Consider the following 21044-nt stretch of genomic DNA (forward strand, 5'->3'; position numbering starts at 1 on the left):
ACTAAACCCACCCTTCGACTTTCGGCGTAGTGCTGGCGGATACCCCTAATACGAGCGTGTACCTCCCAAGTATCACATACGCTATTCGCCCGTTCAGCCGAGTCACCGCCAGCGCCAAGCTGGCCGGCGGAGCGGCTAACGGAGCCCCTCATTCCGCCTTGCCGATGGAGCGACGCCTTCGTTGCCGGCACGGCATTTTTCCCCATGCGTAGATCCCGACCGTTCACGCCAGCGTCCCTAGTGGTCTTTGGCCCCGGTCGAGTTGTCAGACACTTTTAAGCCCACGTTCCTCCGCGTTTGCTTATCTCCCCAATAAAACCAACCCTGATGAACCAGAAAAAACAAAACCCGTCTCTTGCGGCTTGGACCTTGAATCCAGCTCTCCCCGCTTCATTGGCTCACTCCACTCGCAGTAGGCTTATGCGAGTCGCTGGCTTGGTCGCGCTCGCCTCTGCCGCCGCTCACGCCGCCCCTTTGCTCACTCCGGGCGATCCCATCTTTGCATACGACCTCGATACCGCAGGCGGTGCCACAGGATCGGTCACCTATCCCGCCGTCAACTATCCCGGCAATGAGAATCCCCCCAAGGCGGTGGATGGCCTCACCAGCACCAAATACCTCAATCAATCCAAGTACAGTGCCGGCATCATCGTCACTCCCACTACCGCTGCCGCGGCCAAGAGCATCGTCCTGACCACGGCCAACGATGCTGCGGAACGCGATCCTTCCAGCTACATCATTCTCGGTACGAACCAACCGATCACCAGCACGGACAAGAGCAACGGCTTTGCCGACCACTGGACCTACATCACCCAAGGCACGCTCAGCCTGCCGACAACGCGCAATACCACGGCGGCGGCCATCGATATTCCCAATACCAAATCCTTCTCGTCCTACTGGATCGTTTTCCCGACCACCCGGGATACGGTGGGGAACAACTTGATGCAGATCGCCGAGATCCAGCTCTACACGGGCACGGGCGGCACCGGCACTCCGATCTTCGCACCCGGGAATCCTACCCTCTGCACCGGCTGGAACAGCTCCATTGCGGGCGGTGAATTCGTCAGCCGCGTCATCGACGGAAACGGCGGCACCAAGTACCTGAATTTCGGCGAAGAGAATTCCGGCTTCTTCGTCGTCCCCAGCGTCGGTGCCAGCGTGGTCACCAGCTTCCAGCTCACCACGGCCAACGACTCCGACGTCCGCGACCCCTCTTCCTGGACCTTGCACGGTATGGCCCCCAACGGCGTCTGGACTCAGATCGCCGCCGGCACGGTCACCCTGCCGAATACCCGTGGCACTCTCGGGCCGATCATCCCCATCGGCAACACCAATCCCTATCTCGCCTATCGCATGACCTTCCCCACGGTCAGGACAGTGGCGAGCGCCAACTCCATGCAGGTCGCGGAGTGCCAGCTCTTCGGCACCATCCTCCCGGCGAACGACAGCGACTTCGACGGCATGGATGACGCGTGGGAAACTCTCCACGGATTGGTTGTGGGAACCAATGACGGGGCCGGCAACCTGGACAACGACGGCAGCACCAACCTTCAGGAGTACCAGCGCGGGACCCTTCCCGACAATCCCGACACCGACGGTGACGGCCTCTTCGATGGCGTGGAGAGCGACAGCCACACCTTCGTCAATGCAGCCGATACCGGCAGCAATCCACTCAATCCCGATTCCGATAGCGATACCTACAGCGACGGCTACGAAGTCGCCCACGGGACCGATCCCAACGTCCCGGGGTCCATCCCGACCATCGCTTGGGACGTGAGCCCCGGCTCCGCGGGTGCCGGCGACAGCGTCATCACCGGCGGTAGCGCCACCTGGGCCAATCTGGCTTCCGCCAATTGGACGACTGATGCCGGTGCCAACAACATCACCTGGGACAACGCAGGACAGCGGAAGGTCGCCATCTTTGGCGGTACCTCCGGCACCGTCACACTGTCAGGCGGGATCGATGCTGATCGCGTCATCGTCAATACCGATGGCTATGTCTTCACGGGCGATACCCTTACGCTCGGCGCCTCCGCTCCGATGATCAACGTCACCGCCGGCACGACCGTGATGTCGCAGGTGATCGCTGGCACTGGCGGCTTCATCAAGCAGGGGAATGGCATTCTCCGCCTGACCGGTTCGGCGAGCAACACCTATACGGGAACCACCAGCCTGAAGGGGATCGGCAAGATCGTCTTGGCCAAGGATCCGGGGCAGATCGCCATCCCCGGCGATATCTTCCTGGATTCCTTCTCCTTCACCGCAAACAACTCCGGCCTCGTGCTGGGGGGCGATGAACAAATCGCGGACACCAGCATCGTCTCCTGGGCCAATATCGGCCAGGCGGATACCTACTTCCGCCTGAACGGCCACAAGGAAACCATCGGCGGCCTCGTCTCCACCGGCGTCGGCGGCTTCGTGGTGCTCGAGAACCGTGGCTTCGGCGACGCCTCTGACTATCCCACCGGCGAACTTGTCATCAAACCCACCGGCTCCAACAGCTATTCCTACAACGGCAACATCCGCGACATCGACGGTGGCACGCTCGGTGGCAAGGTGGCGATTACCAAGGATGGCACCGGCACCCAGACCCTGTCAGGGAACCTGAGCTACACCGGGCCTACGAAGGTCCTCGGTGGCACACTGGTTCTCGCCAACAACCTGGCCGGCTCCGCCGTCACGGTCGAAACTGGCGGCACACTGTCCGGCACCGGCACCTTGGGCCAGGTCACGACGGTCAATGCCGGGGGGACGATCGCTCCGGGTGCCAATGGCGTGGGGAACCTCAACCTGGCAAACACCGTCATCGCCGGCCGCTACGCGTGCCAGCTCTCCGGGGCCACCGCCGACCGCCTGACGGTCACTGGCGACCTCGACGTCACCGGGGCCGTGCTCGAGCTGTCAGTGGTCAGCCCGCTGACAGGCACCAGCTACATCCTGGCCAGCAACAGCGGCATATTCACCGGCTCCTTCAGCGTCGTCGGCCTCCCGGCCGGCTACACGATCAAGGAAGACGGCGTGCAAGTCCGGCTGGTCAAAGATGGATACTCCGCCTGGGCCACGCTTAATGGCTTGTCAGGAGATGAAGCTGCCGACTTCGATCATGACGGCTTGGCCGATAGCGTGGAGTACGTCTTGGGGTCCGACCCGAAGGTTCCCAGCGCTGCCAGTGCTCCCGTTCCTGCCGTGGTCGGAAGTAACTTCACCTTCACCTTCCAACGCGCCCGCACAAACATGACGGAGGACGTCTCCGTCGTTATCGAAGTGGGCACCGACCTTGGGGCGATGAACACGCTCTTCAATGTCGGCGCCGATACCGCGTCGTCCAGTGGCGGGGTTACCGTGATCACCAATGGTGCGACCGACACCGTCACACTCACGCTGCCCCTCGCACCCGATATCGCGAAATTCGCCCGGCTTACCGTGACCGTGGATACTCCATAAAGCATCTCATCCGGGTTTTGTAGCAAGGTCCGGGGAGGAGTGGCAGCGGCCGCTCCTCCCCGATTTTTTCTCAAGCTCGGCCGCAGGGAAAAGGACTCCGTCACCCTCGCGAGACCTTGCGCCAGCTAGCGCTTCGTCACCGTCACGCTCTGGATGAAGTACTTGTTGTACTGGTTGCCATCCGACTCCAGAATGAAGTTGTAGCCCCAGTAGGAAACAAACTGGGGATTATCGATCTGCCACTTCACCGTGTGCCACTCCTTGTTGTCCGGCACCGTGTACCACCCGCCCGCCGTCTCGAATCCCTTCGTGGATTCATAGACCAGCTTGAAGCCCGCGTTGTCGTTGGCTTCGTTGCGGCGGACCACCGCGGTGATCTCGATCGGCGTGCTTGTGTAGCTCAGGAAATTAGGATCCACGATGAACACGCTGCCGCCCGGCGTGTTTCCCGCCCGCGCCGATCCACCGTAGGCCACTACCGCCTCGGCCAGCGCGCTTCCCGACCGCGTGTGCAGCCCCTTCTCTTCCGTCTTCTCGCCGAAGCTGATCGAGACCGACTTCGCATTCGTGAAATCGCCGCCCCAGGGGAAAGGCTTGCGCAGGTTGGCCTTGGCCTTCGTGACCAGCTCATCCGGCACCCCGAGCAACAACACCGGCGTCGTCGTCAGCTCGATGGACTTGGCCGCGCTGAACTTCCCTGTTAGAGGGTCGACCACCTGCATCTCCTTGCCGAAGCCGATCGTGTCCGGCTTGCCGTTCGATACCCACGAGACGAGCACCGGTCCCGCGGCTCCCTTGAAGACGAAGCCGTAGTGCTTGTCCTTCAGCAGCAGCCATCCCAGATAGCTCGGGTGTTGCCCCAGGTGCTTGATCATCTGGCCGAGCGCCGTGTAGGCCGGCCGCGGCTTGCCATCGCCATCCAGCAAGCCCATCGGCCCGCTGTCGCCATCGCGTCCTTCGAACCACTGGATGCACTCCACCCCCTGCGCGATCCCCAGCGTATAGGCCTTCACCAGTCCGGCTGCCTGCCGCTCATTGCCCTTCTTCGCATCGATTCCCAGCTCGGTGAAGATCACCGGCACCTTCGCCTTCGCCGGGTTCTGCGCCGCCAGCATCTTCCTTACCGTCGGCACGATGTTCAGGAACACCGCCTCCGACCCATTGTCCTCAGCGAGGCCATCGAGGATCTCATAAGGATGCAGCACGATGTAATCGAAGTGGTCCTTCGCCCCGGCCTTGATCACCTGCTCCAGGTAATTGATGTGCGCGGACTTCGCCGCCAGCCCGACCAGCGCGTTCGGATCGACCGCCTTCACCGCCTTGTAAGAGGCCGCGACCAGCTTGGCATAATCCTCCGGGGTCTGATCCTTGCCCGTGAAGTTCGGCGGCTCGTTCCACACCTCGAAGCGCTTCACCCGTCCGTTGAGGTGCTTCGTCAGCTCGGTCACATAATTCGACCAGCCGCTTAGATTGTTCACCGGCAGCGAGCCCGGAGCATCCTTCTTGTTCCACCCCGGCGTCCCGATCAGCAACGCCCCATAGACGAACTTGTGCTCGTCCAGATACTTCATCTGCTTGTCGAGCGCCTCCCAAGCCCACTTGCCTTCCTCCGGCTCCACCGCGCCCCAATCGGTATGCGGCGTGCGCAACGCCGTCAGGCCGATCTCTTCCATCTGCGGCACCCAGCGCGCATTGTCCTCCATCGATCGGCCATTGATGTAACAACTGCCGATCCCGAAAGGGCTGAGCTGCGGCACTCCCGCCTTCTCCGCGGCGGAGGCAAGCGGATCAGTCAGGGCGGCGAGCGCGAGGAAGAACAATCCTTTCACGATGGTGACCGGTGGAAATGGACGCGTGGGGCCGCAAGTTACGTTGACTTTGCCCCAGTTTAGGCAAGCTCAACGAGCACCCCGTGCGAACGCAAGCGCGAAATGGCCTCAGTCAAGCTATCCCTCAGATCAGAGTCCCAAGGCTCTGACAAAACTCTCTTCGAGCGCATTGTAACGCAAGATTCGGCGGATTTCCTCCATGGGATCTTTGGTTGGAGGCAAGGGCTTGGTCAGCATGCAGGCTTCCAATGCGGTGTAAAAAACCAGAGGAGCTGTATCTAGCAACCGTATTTGATCGCCGAGGCCTTTCGGTATCAAATCTTGGAGAGAAAGTTTGTTTCCATGCAGGAAGTTGTTCCTAGCGGCATAGAGACGCGTATAAAGTCTCTGCGGCAGATTTAGAGACGCTGTTTTGGGTTTCCCTCCTTTTCCACCCTTCTTTGAAATTTTCATGGAAACCTTCCGACTGAGGCGAGCATCGGCAAGATTACGTTTGCCAATTAGCGTTACCACCTGTGTGTGGCCCGCCCAAATTCCGGAGTGAGCCAAGGTCTCGAAGGCGGATACCCAGAGGGAACAATGTTTACCATGATCATATAAAGGGGTGTCCATCGCTTGTGGAACTCGGCAAGCCTCGTAGGCAACTGAGAGAGCCCGAAACAAGCGGCGATCTTGGCGCGAAGGTCGTTGTGTGACATGAACCCTTCGCCACGCTTTAGCCAACGAATGCAGTAGATCGAGGTCAAATGCGGGCTGAGAAAAGTCAGTCACAGAGAGGTAGGGATGTGTAGTCCCGCTGAACTTGGTGACCTCGCTTAGAAGACTGATAGCGGGCCCCTGATAGATCAAGTGCTTGCCGTCAGCCGACGGCCAGCGTGGATAGAAATCAAAATGGTCGGTATACCGAAGAGCGAACGCGTTGGCCTGTCCGATAGTTCGAATCCATCCGTAGCAAGCAGATGCAACGGCGACCGCGTTCCTAGCGTCAACCATGGCCATCCAAGGATTCGAGAACTTATGCGATTTTCGGTATATCAACGCGGCGGGGCGCTTATCAACTCCAAGACTCGTTTTGAATCCCGAAAGAAGAGCCCGCGATGCGGGACTCTCCTTCTCGATCTCTTCAAGCAGTTCTTCGTCGCCACCAACAATCGAAACGTCGCCGAAATCGAATGGCTCCCGCGATTTCAAGTTAGGCATCACGAAAGCCAACGTCCAATCTGCATTCGTAGTGGGTTGGAGATTGGCACTCATGAAACGATTCGAGCAGGTCTATGGGGCTTGGCAAGTCGACTAGTGTCGACCCTTTAACCTATTTCCGTCTTCTAGTGTTAAAGACTAAGGAGGCCTGTGATCAATAAGGTAGCATACTCACCTTGTTTCATGAAAAAGCGCGCTCTCCTTCCGGAGAGCGCGCCTTTCAAATTCAATCAGCGGTAAACCCTATCAGATCGCCTTCGCGGCGGCGACGACGTGCTCCTTGGTCATGCCCAGTTCCTTCATGACCGTGTTGCCCGGGGCGCTGATGCCGAAGCGGTCGATGCCGAGCACCTTGCCGCCGAGGCCGACGTATTTCCACCACAGGTCGGACACGCCCGCCTCGATGGCGATGCGCTTGGTGCAAGCGGCTGGCAGCACGCTTTCCTTGTAGTCGCTGCCCTGGCGGTCGAAGCGCTCGAAGCAGGGGACGGAGACCACGCGGACGCCATCGCCGAGTTCGGCGGCAGCGGCGATGCAGTGTTGCAGCTCGGAGCCGCAGCTCATGAGGATCAGCTTGAGATCGCCGGTTTCCTTCTTGGCGACGTAGGCGCCGCGCAGTACGCCATCGCGGCGCTCTTCCACGGACAGCTCGTTCATCAGCGGCACCGCCTGGCGGGTCAGGCTCAGCAGGGTCGGGCCATCGGTGCGCAGCATCGAGGCGACGAAGGCACCGGCGGTCTCCTCGGCATCGGCCGGGCGGATCACGTCGAGATTCGGGATCACCCGCAGGCCGCTGACGGTTTCCACCGGCTGGTGGGTCGGGCCGTCTTCGCCCACGCCCACGGAGTCGTGGGTGAAGATGTAGGTCACCGGCAAGTGCGACAGCGCGGCGAGGCGGATCGCGGGGCGCACATAGTCGGCGAAGACCAGGAAGGTCGCGCCGCTCGCGCGGAAAATGCCGTCGTAGGCGATGCCGTTGCAGATGGCGCCCATCGCGTGCTCACGGATGCCGAACCAGATGTTGCGGCCACCGGGGTTCTCGGTGGAGAAGTCGCCGCCGTCCTTGATGTAGTTCTTGGTCGAGCCGTAGAGGTCAGCCGATCCGGTGATGAACTGCGGCACGGCCTTGGCCACCGCCTGGATCACCACACCACCCGCACCGCGGGTCGCATCCTTGTAGTCCGCGGCGAAGGCCGGGATCTTCGCGGACAGGTCGCTCGGCACCGACTTGGCGACACCGGCATTCAGCTCGGCGGCCAGTTCGGGATTCGCGGCGGCCCAGGCATTGTAGGTTTCCTGCCAAGCATCGAACCCCTTCTTGGACTCGGCCTTCACGCCTTCGAAGTAAGCGCGCACATCGGAGGAGACATAGAAGTGCTCATCCGCTGGCAGGCCGAGACCGGCGCGGGCTTCGTCGATGAACTTGGCGCCACCTTCACCGTGGGCACCGGCGGTGCCGGCCACCTGCGGGATGCCCTTGCCGATCACCGTCTTGGCGATGATCACCTTCGGGCGGCCGTTCTTGTCGGCCTTGGCCTTGGTGATCGCGGCGGAGATCGCTGCGAAGTCGTGGCCGTCGATTGTCACGGCGTCCCACTGCTGGGAGTGGAAGTAGCCCTCGGCATCCTCGCCTTGGGTCTTGATCGCCATCGCGTCGAGGGTGACGTCGTTGGAATCGTAAATCAGGATCAGGTTATCGAGGCCGAAGTGGCCGGCGAAGGCGATCGCCTCCTTGGCCACGCCTTCCTGCAAGCAGCCGTCGCCATGCAGGGCGAAGATGTGCTGGTCGAAGATGGTGTGCTCCGCGGTGTTGAACTTCGCGGCGGCGCGCTTGGCGGAGAGGGCGAAGCCCACCGCATTGCCGATGCCTTGGCCGAGCGGGCCGGTGGTCGCTTCCACGCCCACGGTCTCGAAGGACTCCGGGTGACCCGGGGTGTGGGAGCCGAGCTGGCGGAAGCGCTTCAGCTCATCCAGCGGCAGCGCGTAGCCGGAAAGGTGCAGCCAGCTGTAGAGGAACATCGAGCCGTGGCCGGCGGAGAGGATGAAGCGGTCGCGGTTGAGCCACTTCGGGGCGTCCGGGAAGTAGCGCAGGCCGCCAGCACCGTAGAGGACCGCGCCGATTTCCGCGCAGCCGAGTGGCAGACCGAGGTGTCCGGAGTTGCAGGCATGCACGGCGTCCATCGCCAGGCCGCGGGCCTGCGTGGCTGCTTGGGAGAGAATCGCGGTATTCATCGTGGTAAGAAGCGGATCGGAGCTGTCGGACAAGGGCGGGCAGGGTAGGGTCTGGAAACCCGCTGGCAAGCGGCAAGCGGGGCAGCATCCTTGCATGGCAGTGATGGTATGAATGCGACACGCGCATGGGTGGCCGAAGATTCATCCAAGATTGATGCCTCTTTTTTCTTGCCAAGGCACCGCCCCTGCCTATTTTTCCGCCCGCCGCTCGCGGCAACACTAGCAAGACCCGTTCGTCTAACGGTTAGGACTCCAGATTTTCATTCTGGCAATAGGGGTTCGATTCCCCTACGGGTTGCTCGATTTTCAAGAAGCCGTCTCGCAAGAGACGGCTTCTGTCGTTTGGGGAGGCGGAGCCGGATGATGAAGCTGCCCGCTCTTTCAGAAAACGGCCCCGCCAATCGCGGCGCAGCCTCTATCAGAGGGCGTGACCCCGCAAACCGCCATTGGAGTTCTCGGCAAAGTCGGCTCTCTACGACGAGAAGGGCTTCTTCTCGAGCCGAGGTTTTGATCGATGCAGCCGGGAAATTCGCCGCAGCCCAGAGCGATCCCTGCAATGAGAGATGGTCGGCCGACGCCATAGCGGCTGCCGCGAAAGGCCTGCAGAACCATGCCGCCCGCTTCCCCGACCTGCGTGAGAAGGTGGAAGAGGCCATCCGCCAGGCGGAAGCCGGGACGGCACCCGTGGAGGACCCCGCGAAATGAATGGATTCGGCTGGAGGCCTGAAGGAACCTCACCTCGAAATGAAAACGAAAAAGGCGGACCCCGCTAGAGGTCCGCCTTTGAAATTCCAGTGTTAGGCTGGAGCAAGCTGCTGATTACCAGCGCTTGCCGCCGCCGCCGCCACCACCGTAGCCGCCTTTGCCGCCGCCACCGCCGCCACGGCGATCACCACCGCCGCCGCCGCCGCCGTAGCCACCACCACCGCCGCCACGGCGATCACCGCCGTAGCCACCGCCACCACCGCCGCGGCGGTCACCACCGCCACCGCCGAAGGACGGGCGTTCTTCACGGGGACGGGCTTCGTTGACGGTCAGGTTGCGGCCGCCGAAATCCTTGCCATCCAGACCGCGGATTGCGGCTTCCATGGCTTCCTTGCTGCCCATGGTCACGAAAGCGAAGCCACGCGGGCGGCCGGTTTCGCGGTCCATCACCAGGCTCACATCGGTCACTTCGCCGAATTGGCCGAAAGCTTCCTTCAGTTCTTCTTCGCCGGCGGAGAAGGGCAGATTGCCCACGTACATCTTGCTCATATTCAATCAGTGGCCCGAACTATCTCTGTCTCTTCTTCGACTGTTCCCGCGAACCGGGTTTCAAATCACCACTGAACTAATTCACTTGATGACCCTCCATGCCTTGAATCTGCCAGGGCGGCGAGCGCGATGGCACCATGGACAGATCGTGACGGGGATCAAGCACGGAATTTTTAAGACAAGCCTGCGTGCATTCACGCAGGTCTCCGCCAATCTCGCAAAAGAATGGTTCGGAAGGGGCGAGTAACATTGACCTCGGGCCCTAATAGGAGTATCCCTCCGCGCCCTCCGGGGTAAACCTACTTCATGAAATTGCGTATCCCTTTCGAGCGGGTCGACTGGCTCAACACGGTCTTCCTCATGATGATCACCCTGCTCGCCCTGGTCGCCGCACCGATTTACCTCTGGCACTATGATGCAGGCCCGGTCCTGTGGAGCATGTTTGCCTTCTACTGCATTGCCACCGGCATGAGCATCACGCTCGGCTACCACCGGCTCTTCTCGCACCTGTCCTTCAAGGCCAAATGGCCGGTGAAGCTCTTCACCTTGGTCTTCGGTGCCTGCGCCTTTGAGAACTCCGCGCTGAACTGGTGCTCCGACCACCGCCGCCACCACAAGCACGTCGATCACGACGATGATCCGTACGACATTTCCAAGGGCTTCCTCTGGGCCCACATCGGCTGGATCCTCTTCAAGACCCTGCCCGAGCCGCCGATGGACAACGTCCAGGACCTCCGCAAGGACAAGCTGGTCATGTGGCAGCACCGCTGGGACAAGGTCGTCGCGCTGCTGGTGGGCCTCGTCTTCCCGTCCGTCATCGGTTACTACTTCGCTGGCGGTGCCGCCGGAGCTCTCGGTGGCTTCCTGATTGTCGGCGTGTTCCGCGTCTTCTGCGTCCAGCAGAGCACCTTCTTCATCAACTCGCTCTGCCACACCATCGGCAACCGCCCTTATTCGACGAAGTGCAGCGCCCGCGACAGCTTCATCATGTCGCTCTTCACCTTCGGCGAGGGCTACCACAACTACCACCACGAGTTCCAACACGACTACCGCAACGGCGTGAAGTCTTGGAACTTCGACCCCACCAAGTGGGCGATCTGGACGCTTTCCAAGCTAGGCCTCACCAGCGACCTGCGCCGCGTGCCGGACACCAAGGTGCTCCTCGCCGAAATGGCGGAAGCCCGCCGCCGTGCCGATCAGGAACTCGCCAGTCTCGAAGCCGCCGGAGATCACCCTTGGCGCGACAAGGCGCTGGAGTCCATGAACTCTCTGATTGAGCGCCTCGCCGAGAACTACCACGAGCTGGAAAAGGCGATGGCCGACCGCGTGGATCTCTCCCGCAACGCGCTTCGCAACTGGAGCAAGGAGACCAAGGAGACGCTCCGCCACCTCGCGGAAATCCGCCGTGGTCGGGCCCTCCCCGCCTGATAGGCTCTCCAGCACTGATTCTCTAGAAGCCGCTCGTGGATTCCACGGGCGGCTTTTTCGTTGGGGCCGGAAGAGGTCGGGACGGGAAAAGTATAAGGGTTCCGCTGCTGCCTTGAGCGAGTCGGGTCTTCATGCCGTTCTTGCACTTCGCATCAATTCCGGCGCTGACTGGGAGATTTTTGGGCGGAATCGTGCTTATTGCATAATGCAATTTGCAACCACCCCTTCCCAGCAGTAGCATTTTGCACGCCTATTTCTCCCCGCAGAATCCCGGTATCGCCGCATAATGGTCTGATTTTCAGTGGCCCAAGATCCTCGGGCTGCGCGGCATGGGGATTGTTAGGAGGGAAGCGCCAACCCTCAGTCATGGACATCCTCATTGTAGACGACGAACAGTCGATCCGACTTACCACCTCCCTTGCTCTGGAATCGGAGGGCCATTATGTCGAAACCGCTGAGGACAGCGTTTCCGCGATAAAGCGCCTGAAGGAAGAGGATTTCAATTTGGTCTTCCTCGACCTGAGGCTGGGTGATGAGGACGGGCTGAAGGTGCTGCAGGAAATCCTGAAGCAGAACCCCCGGCAACTGGTCACGATCTTCACTGCCCATGCTTCGGTCTCGACCGCCGTCAAGGCGACCCAGTTGGGCGCTTTCGATTACCTCGAGAAGCCCTTCACGCCGGACCAACTCCGCGCGATCCTCGCCAAGGCCCACAAGGCGATGCAGACGCAAGTCGAGGTCGTGCGCCTCCAAGAGACGGTGCAAGAGCTCAAGAGTGAGGTGAAGACCAGTTCTCCGCCACTCCAGTTCAAGTCCGAGGACGAGCGCACCCAGCTTGAGCTGGAGACCCTCTTCCGTGCCGCGGCCTCCCCAGCCTCGGTCCTGATTCTTGGGGAAAGCGGCACGGGCAAGAGCGTGATCGCCAAGGAGGTCCACGACCGCAGCCACCTGCGCGACAAGCCCTTCGTCACCGTCAGCTGTCCGAGCCTCTCCAAGGAATTGCTGGAGAGCGTCCTCTTCGGCCACGTCAAAGGCTCCTTCACCGGCGCGATCAAGGACACTTGGGGCAAGGTCCACGCGGCGGAAGGCGGCACCCTTTTCCTCGACGAGATCGGTGAGCTGCCGATGGAGATTCAGCCCAAGCTGCTGCGCCTGCTACAGGAGCGCGAGTACGAGCGCCTCGGCGAGAACAAGGTCCGCGAAAGCAATGTCCGCATCATCGCTGCGACCAACCGCGACCTTGCCGCCAACGTCGCCGCCCGCACCTTCCGCGAGGACCTTTTCTACCGTCTGAACGTCATCAGCGTGACCGTCCCGCCGCTGCGCGAGCGCCGCTCGGATCTGGTCCGCTTTGCGAATGACTACCTGTCCTTCTTCAGCTCGCAGATGGGCCGCAAGATCGAAGGCTTCTCCGAGACCGGCCGTCAGGCGCTGCTGCGCCACTCTTGGCCGGGCAACCTGCGCGAACTCCGCAACGCCATCGAGCGCGCCGCCATCCTAGCCCGCGGCTTGAAGATCGAGGCGGAAGACCTTCCTATCCCGGTCGCGGCGGAGGTTCCCGCCGTCGCCGGTGCCGCCAACCCAGTGATCGGAGGCGAATACAGCATCGATCACATTGAGCAGACTCACCTCCGCGAGGTGCTGCGCTGGGCGCCCACTCTCCAGGACGCCGCCGCGATCCTCGGCATCGACAAAGCCACTCTTTATCGCAAGCGCAAACGTTTCGGTATGGACTAAGCCTCCCTTACAATCTGAATGTTACGAACCCGGCTGTTCTACGGTCTCGTGACCTTGATCCTCCTTCTGTGGGGAGTCGGGGCAGCCGCGCTTGTCCTCGTGCGGGAGGCCAATCGCAACTACGAGCGCAGCCTGGAGGCGAACTACCCGGGGATCAAAACCGCCCGGAATTTCCAGAGCCTCACCGCGGCGATCAATGCCCACTACCTGCCGGCACTCGCCTCCGATCCACCGTATGAGACTCCTGAGTCGACCGTCTTCGTCTTCAACCAAGGCCAGTTGACGACCAGTTTGGACCTGCTGGAGGGCATCAATCAGCAGGACGAGGTGTGGGCGGAAGTGGTGGGCCGCCTCAAGCAGTCGCTGATGGGGTACTTCGAGGACTATGACCGCTTGCTCGGCCGTGGAAGCGGCGTGAAGACCCGTGCGGAAGCGGACAAGTTCCTCGCCACTATGAACCGGCGCTCGCTGGACATCGCGCAGAACTCGGAGGCGGTGTTCCTGCTCGCCGAGCAACGCATGAAGGCCAGTGTGGTCGCCCAAGCGAAGTCGGCGAATAACACCCTCTTCGTGGTGGTCTTGGTGCTGGTGGGCACCGCCATTGCGGTCTTCATCTACTTCCAGCTCGTCCGCCACCTCGTGGATCCCGTGGTGGGCCTACAGCGCTCGATCGATGAGATCCGCAAGGGCAACTTCGAGCTGACCCTGCCGGAGCCCGGCAATGACAGCGAGTTCCGCGGCGTGGCTGCCGCTTTCAACGACATGGCGGCCGAGCTCCGCCTGCGTCGTGGCGAGACGGAGGAGCGCGTGATGCGCACCAACCTGGTGAACCGTGCGATTTTGGAAGCCATCCCTTCGCCGGTCTTCGTCCTCGGAGATGACGGCCGGATTCTCCAGATCAACCCCGCGGCGGAGGTCCTGACCGAAGACCTCGGCGTGGCCAACCGCCTGCCGGCGAAAATCCAGCGCATCCTGGACGAGTCCGCGGACTCGGAGTCCAACCACCTGCCGGATGATCCTCGCGAGGCGCTGCTCTTCCGCATCGGCGAGAAGGAATATTTCTATTTGCCGCGCATCTTCCGCTTCACCTCGGAGGATGGCGTCCACTCCGGCCGTGCGGTGCTGCTCCACAATGTCACCCGCATCCGCTGGCTGGATGACATGAAGACCAATCTGCTCTCGACTGTCAGCCACGAGATCAAGACCCCGCTGACCGGCATCCGCATGGTCCTGCACCTTCTGTTAGAGGAGCGCTCGGGCAAGCTCTCGCCGATCCAGAAGACCATGGTCTCCTCCGCCAATGACGACTGCGAGCGGCTGCTGGCGACCCTCAATTCCCTGCTCGACCTTTCCCGCGCGGAAAGCGGCACCACCCACCTCGAGCGGGTACCGGTTGGCCTAACAGAAGCCTTGAAGCGCTCGGAGCGTCTCTTCACGCCGAAGGCCTCCGACCGCCACGTGAACATCCGGGTGGAAAGCAACGGCCACCTGCCGGACGTCAGCGCAGACCCCTTGAGGCTGGACGAGGTGATCAACAACCTCGTCTCCAATGCGATCAAGCACAGCCCGGACGGCGGCACGGTGATCCTGCGCACCAGCCAGCCGGACGCCGATCACATGCGCGTCTCCGTGATCGACGAGGGCCCCGGCGTGCCGGAGAGCGCGCAGAATCGGATTTTCGAGCGCTTCTTCCGCGCTCCCGGACAAGAAAACGACGGAGTGGGGCTCGGCCTCTTCATCTGCCGTGAAATCATGCGCGCACACGAAGGCCGCATCGGCCTGCGCGAGCGCACCGCCGACCAGACTGAATTCTTCATCGATGTACCCATTGCCTGACAGCAAAACGGCTGCCGGGCCGGGTGCCCGTTACAAGGTCCTCGTCGTCGATGACGAGCCGACCTTGCGGCTCGGCTTCTCCTACGCCCTCTCCGATCACGATACGGACACCGCGGCGAACGGCACCGAGGCCCTCCACAAGCTCAACGCCGAGGACTACGACATCGTGATCCTCGACCTCCGCATGCCGGATATCGACGGCCTGCGGGTGATCGAATCGCTCCGCCGCCATGGCAATCTCCTGCCGATCGTGCTCTGCAGCGCGGCGATCACGCCCTCGGCGGCACTGCGCGCGATCACCGGCCACGTGGTGGACTTCCTCCTCAAGCCGGTCCAGCCGGCGGAGCTGCGGGGTGTGGTGAAGCACGTCCTGGCCCCCGGCGAGAGCCTCTTCTCCCAAGCCATGGCCCTCGCCCGTCTCGGCCGCTACGAGGAAGCGATCATCAAGCTCCAGCAGGCCGATGGTACCGAGCCCCAGATCCAGGCCTGGCTGGGAATCCTGCGCGCCATCCGCGGCGGCAGCCTGGAAGGGGAGGCCGCCGCCTTCAGCAAGCTGGAGCGCCAAGGCTTGAGCGATCTGGCCTACCGGGCGGAGTAGCGGAATGGCGGCGCCATGCCGGCTGGGGAAATCCGCCCCGAAAGGAAATGTCGGGTTTGCGCCGTGGACCTCCGCGCCCGCCAAACTCCCTCATTCCCAATACCCCTTCATACTGCCTAAAAATTTTACCCCGCCATCCTCGCGGACTTTGTGGGATTTGGCGGATTCCGGGTAGTTTCCCGCCCTAACTTTTTAGGATTTTGCGCCCGCCCGGAGTAGTGAAAAGGCAAGCACTAGAAGCGGCAAAGAATTCGGCACGCTAGAGGAGGGTGGGGGAGCGACGCCCCGAATTCTGCGTACTTTCACGATCCCCTCATTTTTCAAGCGTTCGGGGATTCGCAATCGCTTGTCAAGATTGCGTGACGAGAACTTCACACACCCCATACCACTACATGTTGTATTGTTAATAATTTGTGGATACAATATGGACAGAATCGGCTTGAGCCTTGCTCTCCATTCAGGCAGCATCTTCCACGCTGTGCCCACGGCGCCCGCCGCCACCGGCGGGCCCGGAAACCACCCTGAATCCTTTCCAAGTCGCCTTCCCCAAATGTCCGCCACCACCACGATTACCCTCGGAGCCCGCACCTTCGTCCTAGACCGCGAAAAAGCCGAACAAGCCTTCGCCGCCAAGAAAGTCATCAACGGTCGCGAGACCATGTTCTTCAACATCCTCCCGCTGAAATACCAGTGGGCGTACGATCTGTACAAGACAATGAAGAACAACCACTGGGAGCCCGAGGACATCACCATGCAGAAGGATGTCGAGCAGTGGCGCTCCGATGAAATCAGCGACGTGGAACGCTGGATCATCAAAATGGGGATCGGCTACTTCTCCGCCGCGGAGGGGATCGTGGGCGACAACGTCCTGCACGTGGTCCGCGAGGTGGTGACCGCCCCGGAACTCAAGCTCGTCCTCGGCCGCCACGCCCACGAGGAAAACATCCACGCGGATAGCCTCGTCTACATGCTCTCCTCCCTGGGCCTGAACCCCCACGAGTGCGAGGCCATGTTCGAGGACGTCCCCTCGATCACCGCCAAGAACCACTTCGTCGTCTCCAACAGCCGCGCCCTGCGCCGCGACATCGACCTCACCGTCACCGCGAACAAGCAGGCCCTCGCCAAGAACATCTTCATGTTCGGCCAGGTCATGGAGGGCACCCAGTTCTACGGGCTCTTCGGCATGATCCTCAGCCTCTACCGCCAGAACAAGTTCCCGGGCATCGGCTCGATGTTCCGCTACACCCTGCGGGATGAGTCGAACCACATCGAGGTCTTCCGCAACCTGCTCATGGACCTCGTCGATGAAAACCCCGACATCTGGACCGAGGACTTCCGCGAAGACCTCCGCGCCACCATGAAGGAAGGCATCACTCTCGAGAAGCAGTTCATCCGCGACTGCCTCCCCGTCGCCGGCATCGGCCTGAACTCCGCCGACTTCGAGACCTACATCGACTACATCGCCGACCGCCGCCTGATCTCCTGCGGCTTGGCCCCGCTCAACGAGAACGTGAGCAATCCATTCCCCTGGCTCGCCGAGATGATGGATATCAAGAAGGAGACCAACTTCTTCGAAGGCCGCGTCACTGAGTACCAAAAAGCATCGGCACTTTCCTCGGTAGACGACGACGAACTCTGAAGCCCAGCGTTTGTGCCGGGTGATCGGTGATCAGTGATCGGTGGAAGAGTTTAGGGAAGAAAACATGTCGGAAATCAGCACATTTGAAGACTTGGACGTCTGGAAGCTTGGCTGCCAGCTCGCGGTCGATGTGTGCGTGGCCACGGCAGATTCAAAGGACTACGCGCTGAAAGACCAAATGCAGCGCGCAGCCATCTCCATTCCATCGAACATCGCTGAAGGAGCCGAGCGCGACAGCACTCCAGACTTCATCAAATTCCTCCGCTACAGCAAAGGCTCCTGCGGCGAACTCCGCACCCAGCTCTACATCGCCGAACGTGTCCGCCAAAAGCTCAGCCAACCATCGCTCGGCGGCTCTCGCGAAATGATTTCCGAAACTCGGAAGATTTCCAAAATGCTCCAAGGACTCATCAATTCCCTGAGACGTCGTCTCAACGATTCTTCCACCGATCACTGATCACCGATCACTCGGCACCAAGTCTTTTCCTCTGCTTCCACACACCGCCCGTCGCCAAACAAAAACCTCCCGCCTTTTCCTCACCCACTCACACTTGCCATGTACCGCGCCGTTAATCCCGACGAAGACTACCTGCTGAAGCAAGTCATCACCGACCGCTTCACCCTCCCTGTTTCTGACCGCGCCTACTCGTGGCGCGAGGTCCTGCCGACCGACAAGCGCAAGCCCATCACGGACATCATCGTGACCCGCGGCAATGCGGACACGCATTTCTCCCTCGAAGACGTCGCCGATGCGATTGGGGAATCGCTCGCTGACCTCCTCGTCTCGCGCCAGCAGGACGAAACCTCCATCTTCTCGGACGTCAACCGCAAGTTCGTCTCGGATGTCGCCCACGCGGTGGCGAATTCCCTGACCAAGTCGCTCGATGAAGGCGGCCGTTTGCGCCTTTCCGAGGCCGACCTATATTTGCTCATCGAAAAGGCACTCCTTGAAAACGAAGCGTACGACGTCGCCAAGTCCCTCGCTTTCCGTCGCTCGATGGAAAAGACCGGGGCCGTTGACGTCCACGCCGGCCCGCACGCCCTGCCGGTTCGCCTGATCCGCCGCAGCGGCAATGTCGTGCCTTGGTCCGAGACCAAGATCGAGATCGCCGTCCGCAAGGCCTTCCTCACCATCAAGGAAAACCCCGAGTCGGCGGTGGACATCGCCAAGGCCGTCACCGAGCGCATCCGCCGCGGCGACCAGTCCTTCGTCCACATCGAGGACGTCCAGGACATGGTCCAGGAGGAGCTGATGCGCCAGGGCAAGTTCAAGGCCGCCGAGCACTACATCTTGTATCGCGCCCAGCGCGCCCGCCTCCGCATCGAGCAGGAGGAGAGTGCGGAAGACCCGAACCAGGAGTTCATGGTCACCGTCACCACCGATGACGGCAAGGCCTCCTTCTGGGATGGCACCGAGCTCAAGAAGCGCATCGCCTACGCCTCCACCGGCCTCGACCTCTGCCTGCCGGAAGCTGAGATCGAGCGCGAGCTGCGCCGCTCCGTCGGCTCGGAAATCTCCGAGAAGGACCTCAAGAACACCATCATCCTCAACGCCAAGGCGCTGATCGAAAAGGACGCCGACTTCGCGAAGTTCGCCGGCCGCATCCTCCTCTCCTACATCTACGAGGAAGTCCTCGACTGGAGCATCTCACGCGATGGCATCCACAAGCTCAAGCAGGCCCACAAGCTCGCTTTCAAGAGCTACCTCAAGCACGGCGTCGCCATCAAACGCCTCAGCCCGGAGCTGCTCGACATCTACGACCTCGACAAGCTCTCCGAGGCCTTCGACCCCACCGCCGACCTCGACTTCGACTACCTCGGCATCCAGACGATGTATGACCGCTACCTCGTCGTCGATAAGACCGGCTCCAAGCCGAAGCGCATCGAGACCCCGCAGTTCTTCTGGATGCGCGTGGCGATGGGCCTCTTCAAGCGCGAGGAAAAGGACCGCGAGAGCTGGGTCATCCGCCTCTACAATCTCTACAAGGGCCGCCGCTTCTGCTCCTCCACGCCCACGCTCTTCAATTCCGGCACGCTGCACAGCCAGCTCTCCTCCTGCTACCTCTACAAGGTGGATGACTCCATCGAGAGCATCATGATCCGCGGCATCGCGGAGAATGCCTTCCTCAGCAAGTGGGCTGGCGGCCTCGGTGGCTCCTGGACCGCGGTGCGCGGCACCGGCGGCTACATCCAGGGCACCAATGGCGAGTCGCAGGGCATCATCCCCTTCCTCAAGCTGCACAATGACCAGCTCGTCGCCGTTAATCAGGGCGGCAAGCGCCGCGGCTCCGGCTGCGCCTATCTCGAGACCTGGCACAACGACATCGAGGACTTCCTCGAGCTCCGCAAGAACGTGGGCGACGAGCGCCGCCGCTGCCACGACATGAACACCGCGAACTGGGTTCCGGACCTGTTCATGAAGCGCATGGAAGAACGCGGCGTCTGGACCCTCTTCCGCTCGAACGAGGTACCGGACCTGCACGACCTCTACGGCAAGGCCTTCGAACAACGCTACACCGAGTACGAGAAGCTGGCCGCGGAAGGCAAGATCTGGTCCCGCCAGCTCCCGGCGATCGAGCTGTGGAAGACCATGCTCAAGACCATCTTCGAGACCGGTCACCCCTGGATCACCTTCAAGGATCCCTGCAACGTCCGCTCGCCGCAGGACCACTGCGGGGTCATCCACTCCAGCAACCTCTGCACCGAGATCACCCTCAATACCTCCGATGAAGAGACCGCGGTCTGCAACCTCGGCTCGGTGATCCTCGATACCCACGTGACCCGCGATGGCGCGCTCGACCACGAGATGCTCAAGGAGACCATCACCGTCGCCGTCCGGGCCTTGGACAATGTCATCGACATCAACTACTACCCGACGCCCGCCGCCAAGACCGCCAACAGCCGCCACCGGCCGATCGGCCTCGGCGTGATGGGCCTGCAGAATGCCCTCTACAAGCGCGGCCTCGCCTTCGCCTCGGATGCCGCGGTGGAGTTCAATGACGAGTTCATGGAGGCCATCGCCTACTATGCCTATAGTGCTTCCAGCGACCTCGCCGCGGAAGCCGGCACCTACTCCAGCTACAAGGGCTCGAAGTGGGACCGCGGGCTGCTGCCGCAGGACACCGTCGACCTCCTCGAAGACGAGCGCGGCCGCAAGATCGATGTGCCGCGCGGCGGCAAGATGGATTGGTCGGTCGTCCGCGAGAAGATCAAGAAGCACGGCATGCGCAACTCGAACGTCCTGGCCATCGCCCCGACCGCCACGATCTCGAACATCATGGGCACCACGCCCTGCATCGAGCCGAACTACAAGAACCTTTACGTGAAGAGCAACCTCGGCGGTGAGTTCATCATCCTGAACTCCGAGCTGGTGAAGGACCTCAAGAAGGTCGGCCTCTGGAACCAGGAGATGGTGGACGAGCTCAAGTACTTCAAGGGCGAGCTCGAGGACATCGACAGCATCCCCGCGGCCATCAAGCACAAGCACAAGACGGTCTTCAGCATCGAGCACGAATACATCATCGATGCCGCCGCCCGCCGTCAAAAGTGGATCGACCAGAGCCAGAGCGTGAACCTCTTCCTGGCCACCCCGGACCTCAAGACCCTCTCCCACATGTATCGCCGTGCCTGGGACAAGGGCCTCAAGACCACCTACTACCTCCGCACCCTGCAGGCGAACGACAGCGAGTCCTTCACCGGCAAGGTCACCAAGGAGATCCGCGGCCTCATGGCCCGGGATGGCGGCGTCAGCCCCGAGGAAAAGCCCACCTACACCGCCGAGCAGAAGATGGAGTGCTCCATCGACGCCATGATGAATGGCGGGACGTGTGAGGCGTGTCAGTGAAGA

Annotated in this window: 13 protein-coding genes and 1 tRNA gene; 10 read left to right on the forward strand and 4 right to left on the reverse strand. The window is 61.5% G+C overall.

Annotated elements, in window-relative coordinates; translation table 11 throughout:
* Positions 1-420 precede the first annotated feature (420 nt).
* The gene (locus BV071_RS19035) at positions 421-3444 is read left to right on the forward strand and encodes an autotransporter-associated beta strand repeat-containing protein (RefSeq protein ID WP_035610688.1); all 3024 of its coding nucleotides are present in this window, start codon (positions 421-423) and stop codon (positions 3442-3444) included.
* Positions 3445-3569: 125 nt separating this feature from the next.
* On the opposite strand, the gene BV071_RS19040 is transcribed toward BV071_RS19035, so the two are convergent.
* The 3 genes from BV071_RS19040 to tkt all read right to left on the reverse strand — a co-directional run bounded on the left by BV071_RS19040 (position 3570) and on the right by tkt (position 8705).
* A complete protein-coding gene (locus BV071_RS19040) occupies positions 3570-5273 on the reverse strand; it encodes a hypothetical protein (protein ID WP_265594616.1) in 1704 nt (567 codons plus the stop codon).
* 129 nt (positions 5274-5402) lie between these two features.
* The gene (locus BV071_RS19045) at positions 5403-6527 is read right to left on the reverse strand and encodes a hypothetical protein (RefSeq protein ID WP_265594617.1); all 1125 of its coding nucleotides are present in this window, start codon (positions 6525-6527) and stop codon (positions 5403-5405) included.
* 192 nt (positions 6528-6719) lie between these two features.
* A complete protein-coding gene (gene tkt, locus BV071_RS19050; protein ID WP_035610841.1) occupies positions 6720-8705 on the reverse strand; it encodes a transketolase in 1986 nt (661 codons plus the stop codon).
* Positions 8706-8931: 226 nt separating this feature from the next.
* Here tkt and BV071_RS19055 point away from each other — a divergent pair.
* Positions 8932-9003: transfer RNA gene (locus BV071_RS19055), tRNA-Glu, on the forward strand.
* 209 nt (positions 9004-9212) lie between these two features.
* The gene (locus tag BV071_RS19060) at positions 9213-9410 is read left to right on the forward strand and encodes a hypothetical protein (RefSeq protein WP_035610695.1); all 198 of its coding nucleotides are present in this window, start codon (positions 9213-9215) and stop codon (positions 9408-9410) included.
* A gap of 114 nt (positions 9411-9524) precedes the next feature.
* On the opposite strand, the gene BV071_RS19065 is transcribed toward BV071_RS19060, so the two are convergent.
* Positions 9525-9959 carry an RNA-binding protein gene (locus BV071_RS19065; RefSeq protein WP_035610697.1) on the reverse strand — a complete coding sequence of 145 codons (435 nt, stop codon included), beginning with the start codon at positions 9957-9959 and terminating at the stop codon, positions 9525-9527.
* Between the two features lie 306 nt (positions 9960-10265).
* On the opposite strand from BV071_RS19065, the gene BV071_RS19070 reads away from it, so the two are divergent.
* The 7 genes from BV071_RS19070 (at position 10266) to BV071_RS19100 (ending at position 21041) form a co-directional block, all read left to right on the forward strand.
* Complete coding sequence (locus BV071_RS19070) at positions 10266-11387, forward strand: fatty acid desaturase (protein ID WP_035610699.1); 1122 nt, start codon at positions 10266-10268, stop codon at positions 11385-11387.
* A 366-nt stretch (positions 11388-11753) separates the two neighbouring features.
* Entirely contained in the window at positions 11754-13124 is a 1371-nt protein-coding gene (locus tag BV071_RS19075; protein WP_035610700.1) for a sigma-54 dependent transcriptional regulator, read from the forward strand.
* Between the two features lie 18 nt (positions 13125-13142).
* Positions 13143-14960 carry an ATP-binding protein gene (locus BV071_RS19080; protein ID WP_081886100.1) on the forward strand — a complete coding sequence of 606 codons (1818 nt, stop codon included), beginning with the start codon at positions 13143-13145 and terminating at the stop codon, positions 14958-14960.
* The gene (locus BV071_RS19085; protein ID WP_081886101.1) at positions 14944-15558 is read left to right on the forward strand and encodes a response regulator; all 615 of its coding nucleotides are present in this window, start codon (positions 14944-14946) and stop codon (positions 15556-15558) included. Before BV071_RS19080 ends, BV071_RS19085 begins: the two co-directional genes overlap by 17 nt.
* 550 nt (positions 15559-16108) lie before the next feature.
* Positions 16109-17197: a ribonucleotide-diphosphate reductase subunit beta gene (locus BV071_RS19090; protein ID WP_035610706.1), complete on the forward strand. Its 1089-nt coding sequence runs from the start codon at positions 16109-16111 to the stop codon at positions 17195-17197.
* 40 nt (positions 17198-17237) lie between these two features.
* Entirely contained in the window at positions 17238-17654 is a 417-nt protein-coding gene (locus BV071_RS19095; protein WP_265594619.1) for a four helix bundle protein, read from the forward strand.
* Positions 17655-17753: 99 nt separating this feature from the next.
* Positions 17754-21041, forward strand: coding sequence for a ribonucleoside-diphosphate reductase subunit alpha (locus BV071_RS19100; RefSeq protein WP_035610710.1), 3288 nt, complete (start codon positions 17754-17756; stop codon positions 21039-21041).
* Positions 21042-21044 lie beyond the last annotated feature (3 nt).

The sequence above is a fragment of the Haloferula sp. BvORR071 genome (genome assembly GCF_000739615.1).
Taxonomy (GTDB): domain Bacteria; phylum Verrucomicrobiota; class Verrucomicrobiia; order Verrucomicrobiales; family Akkermansiaceae; genus Haloferula.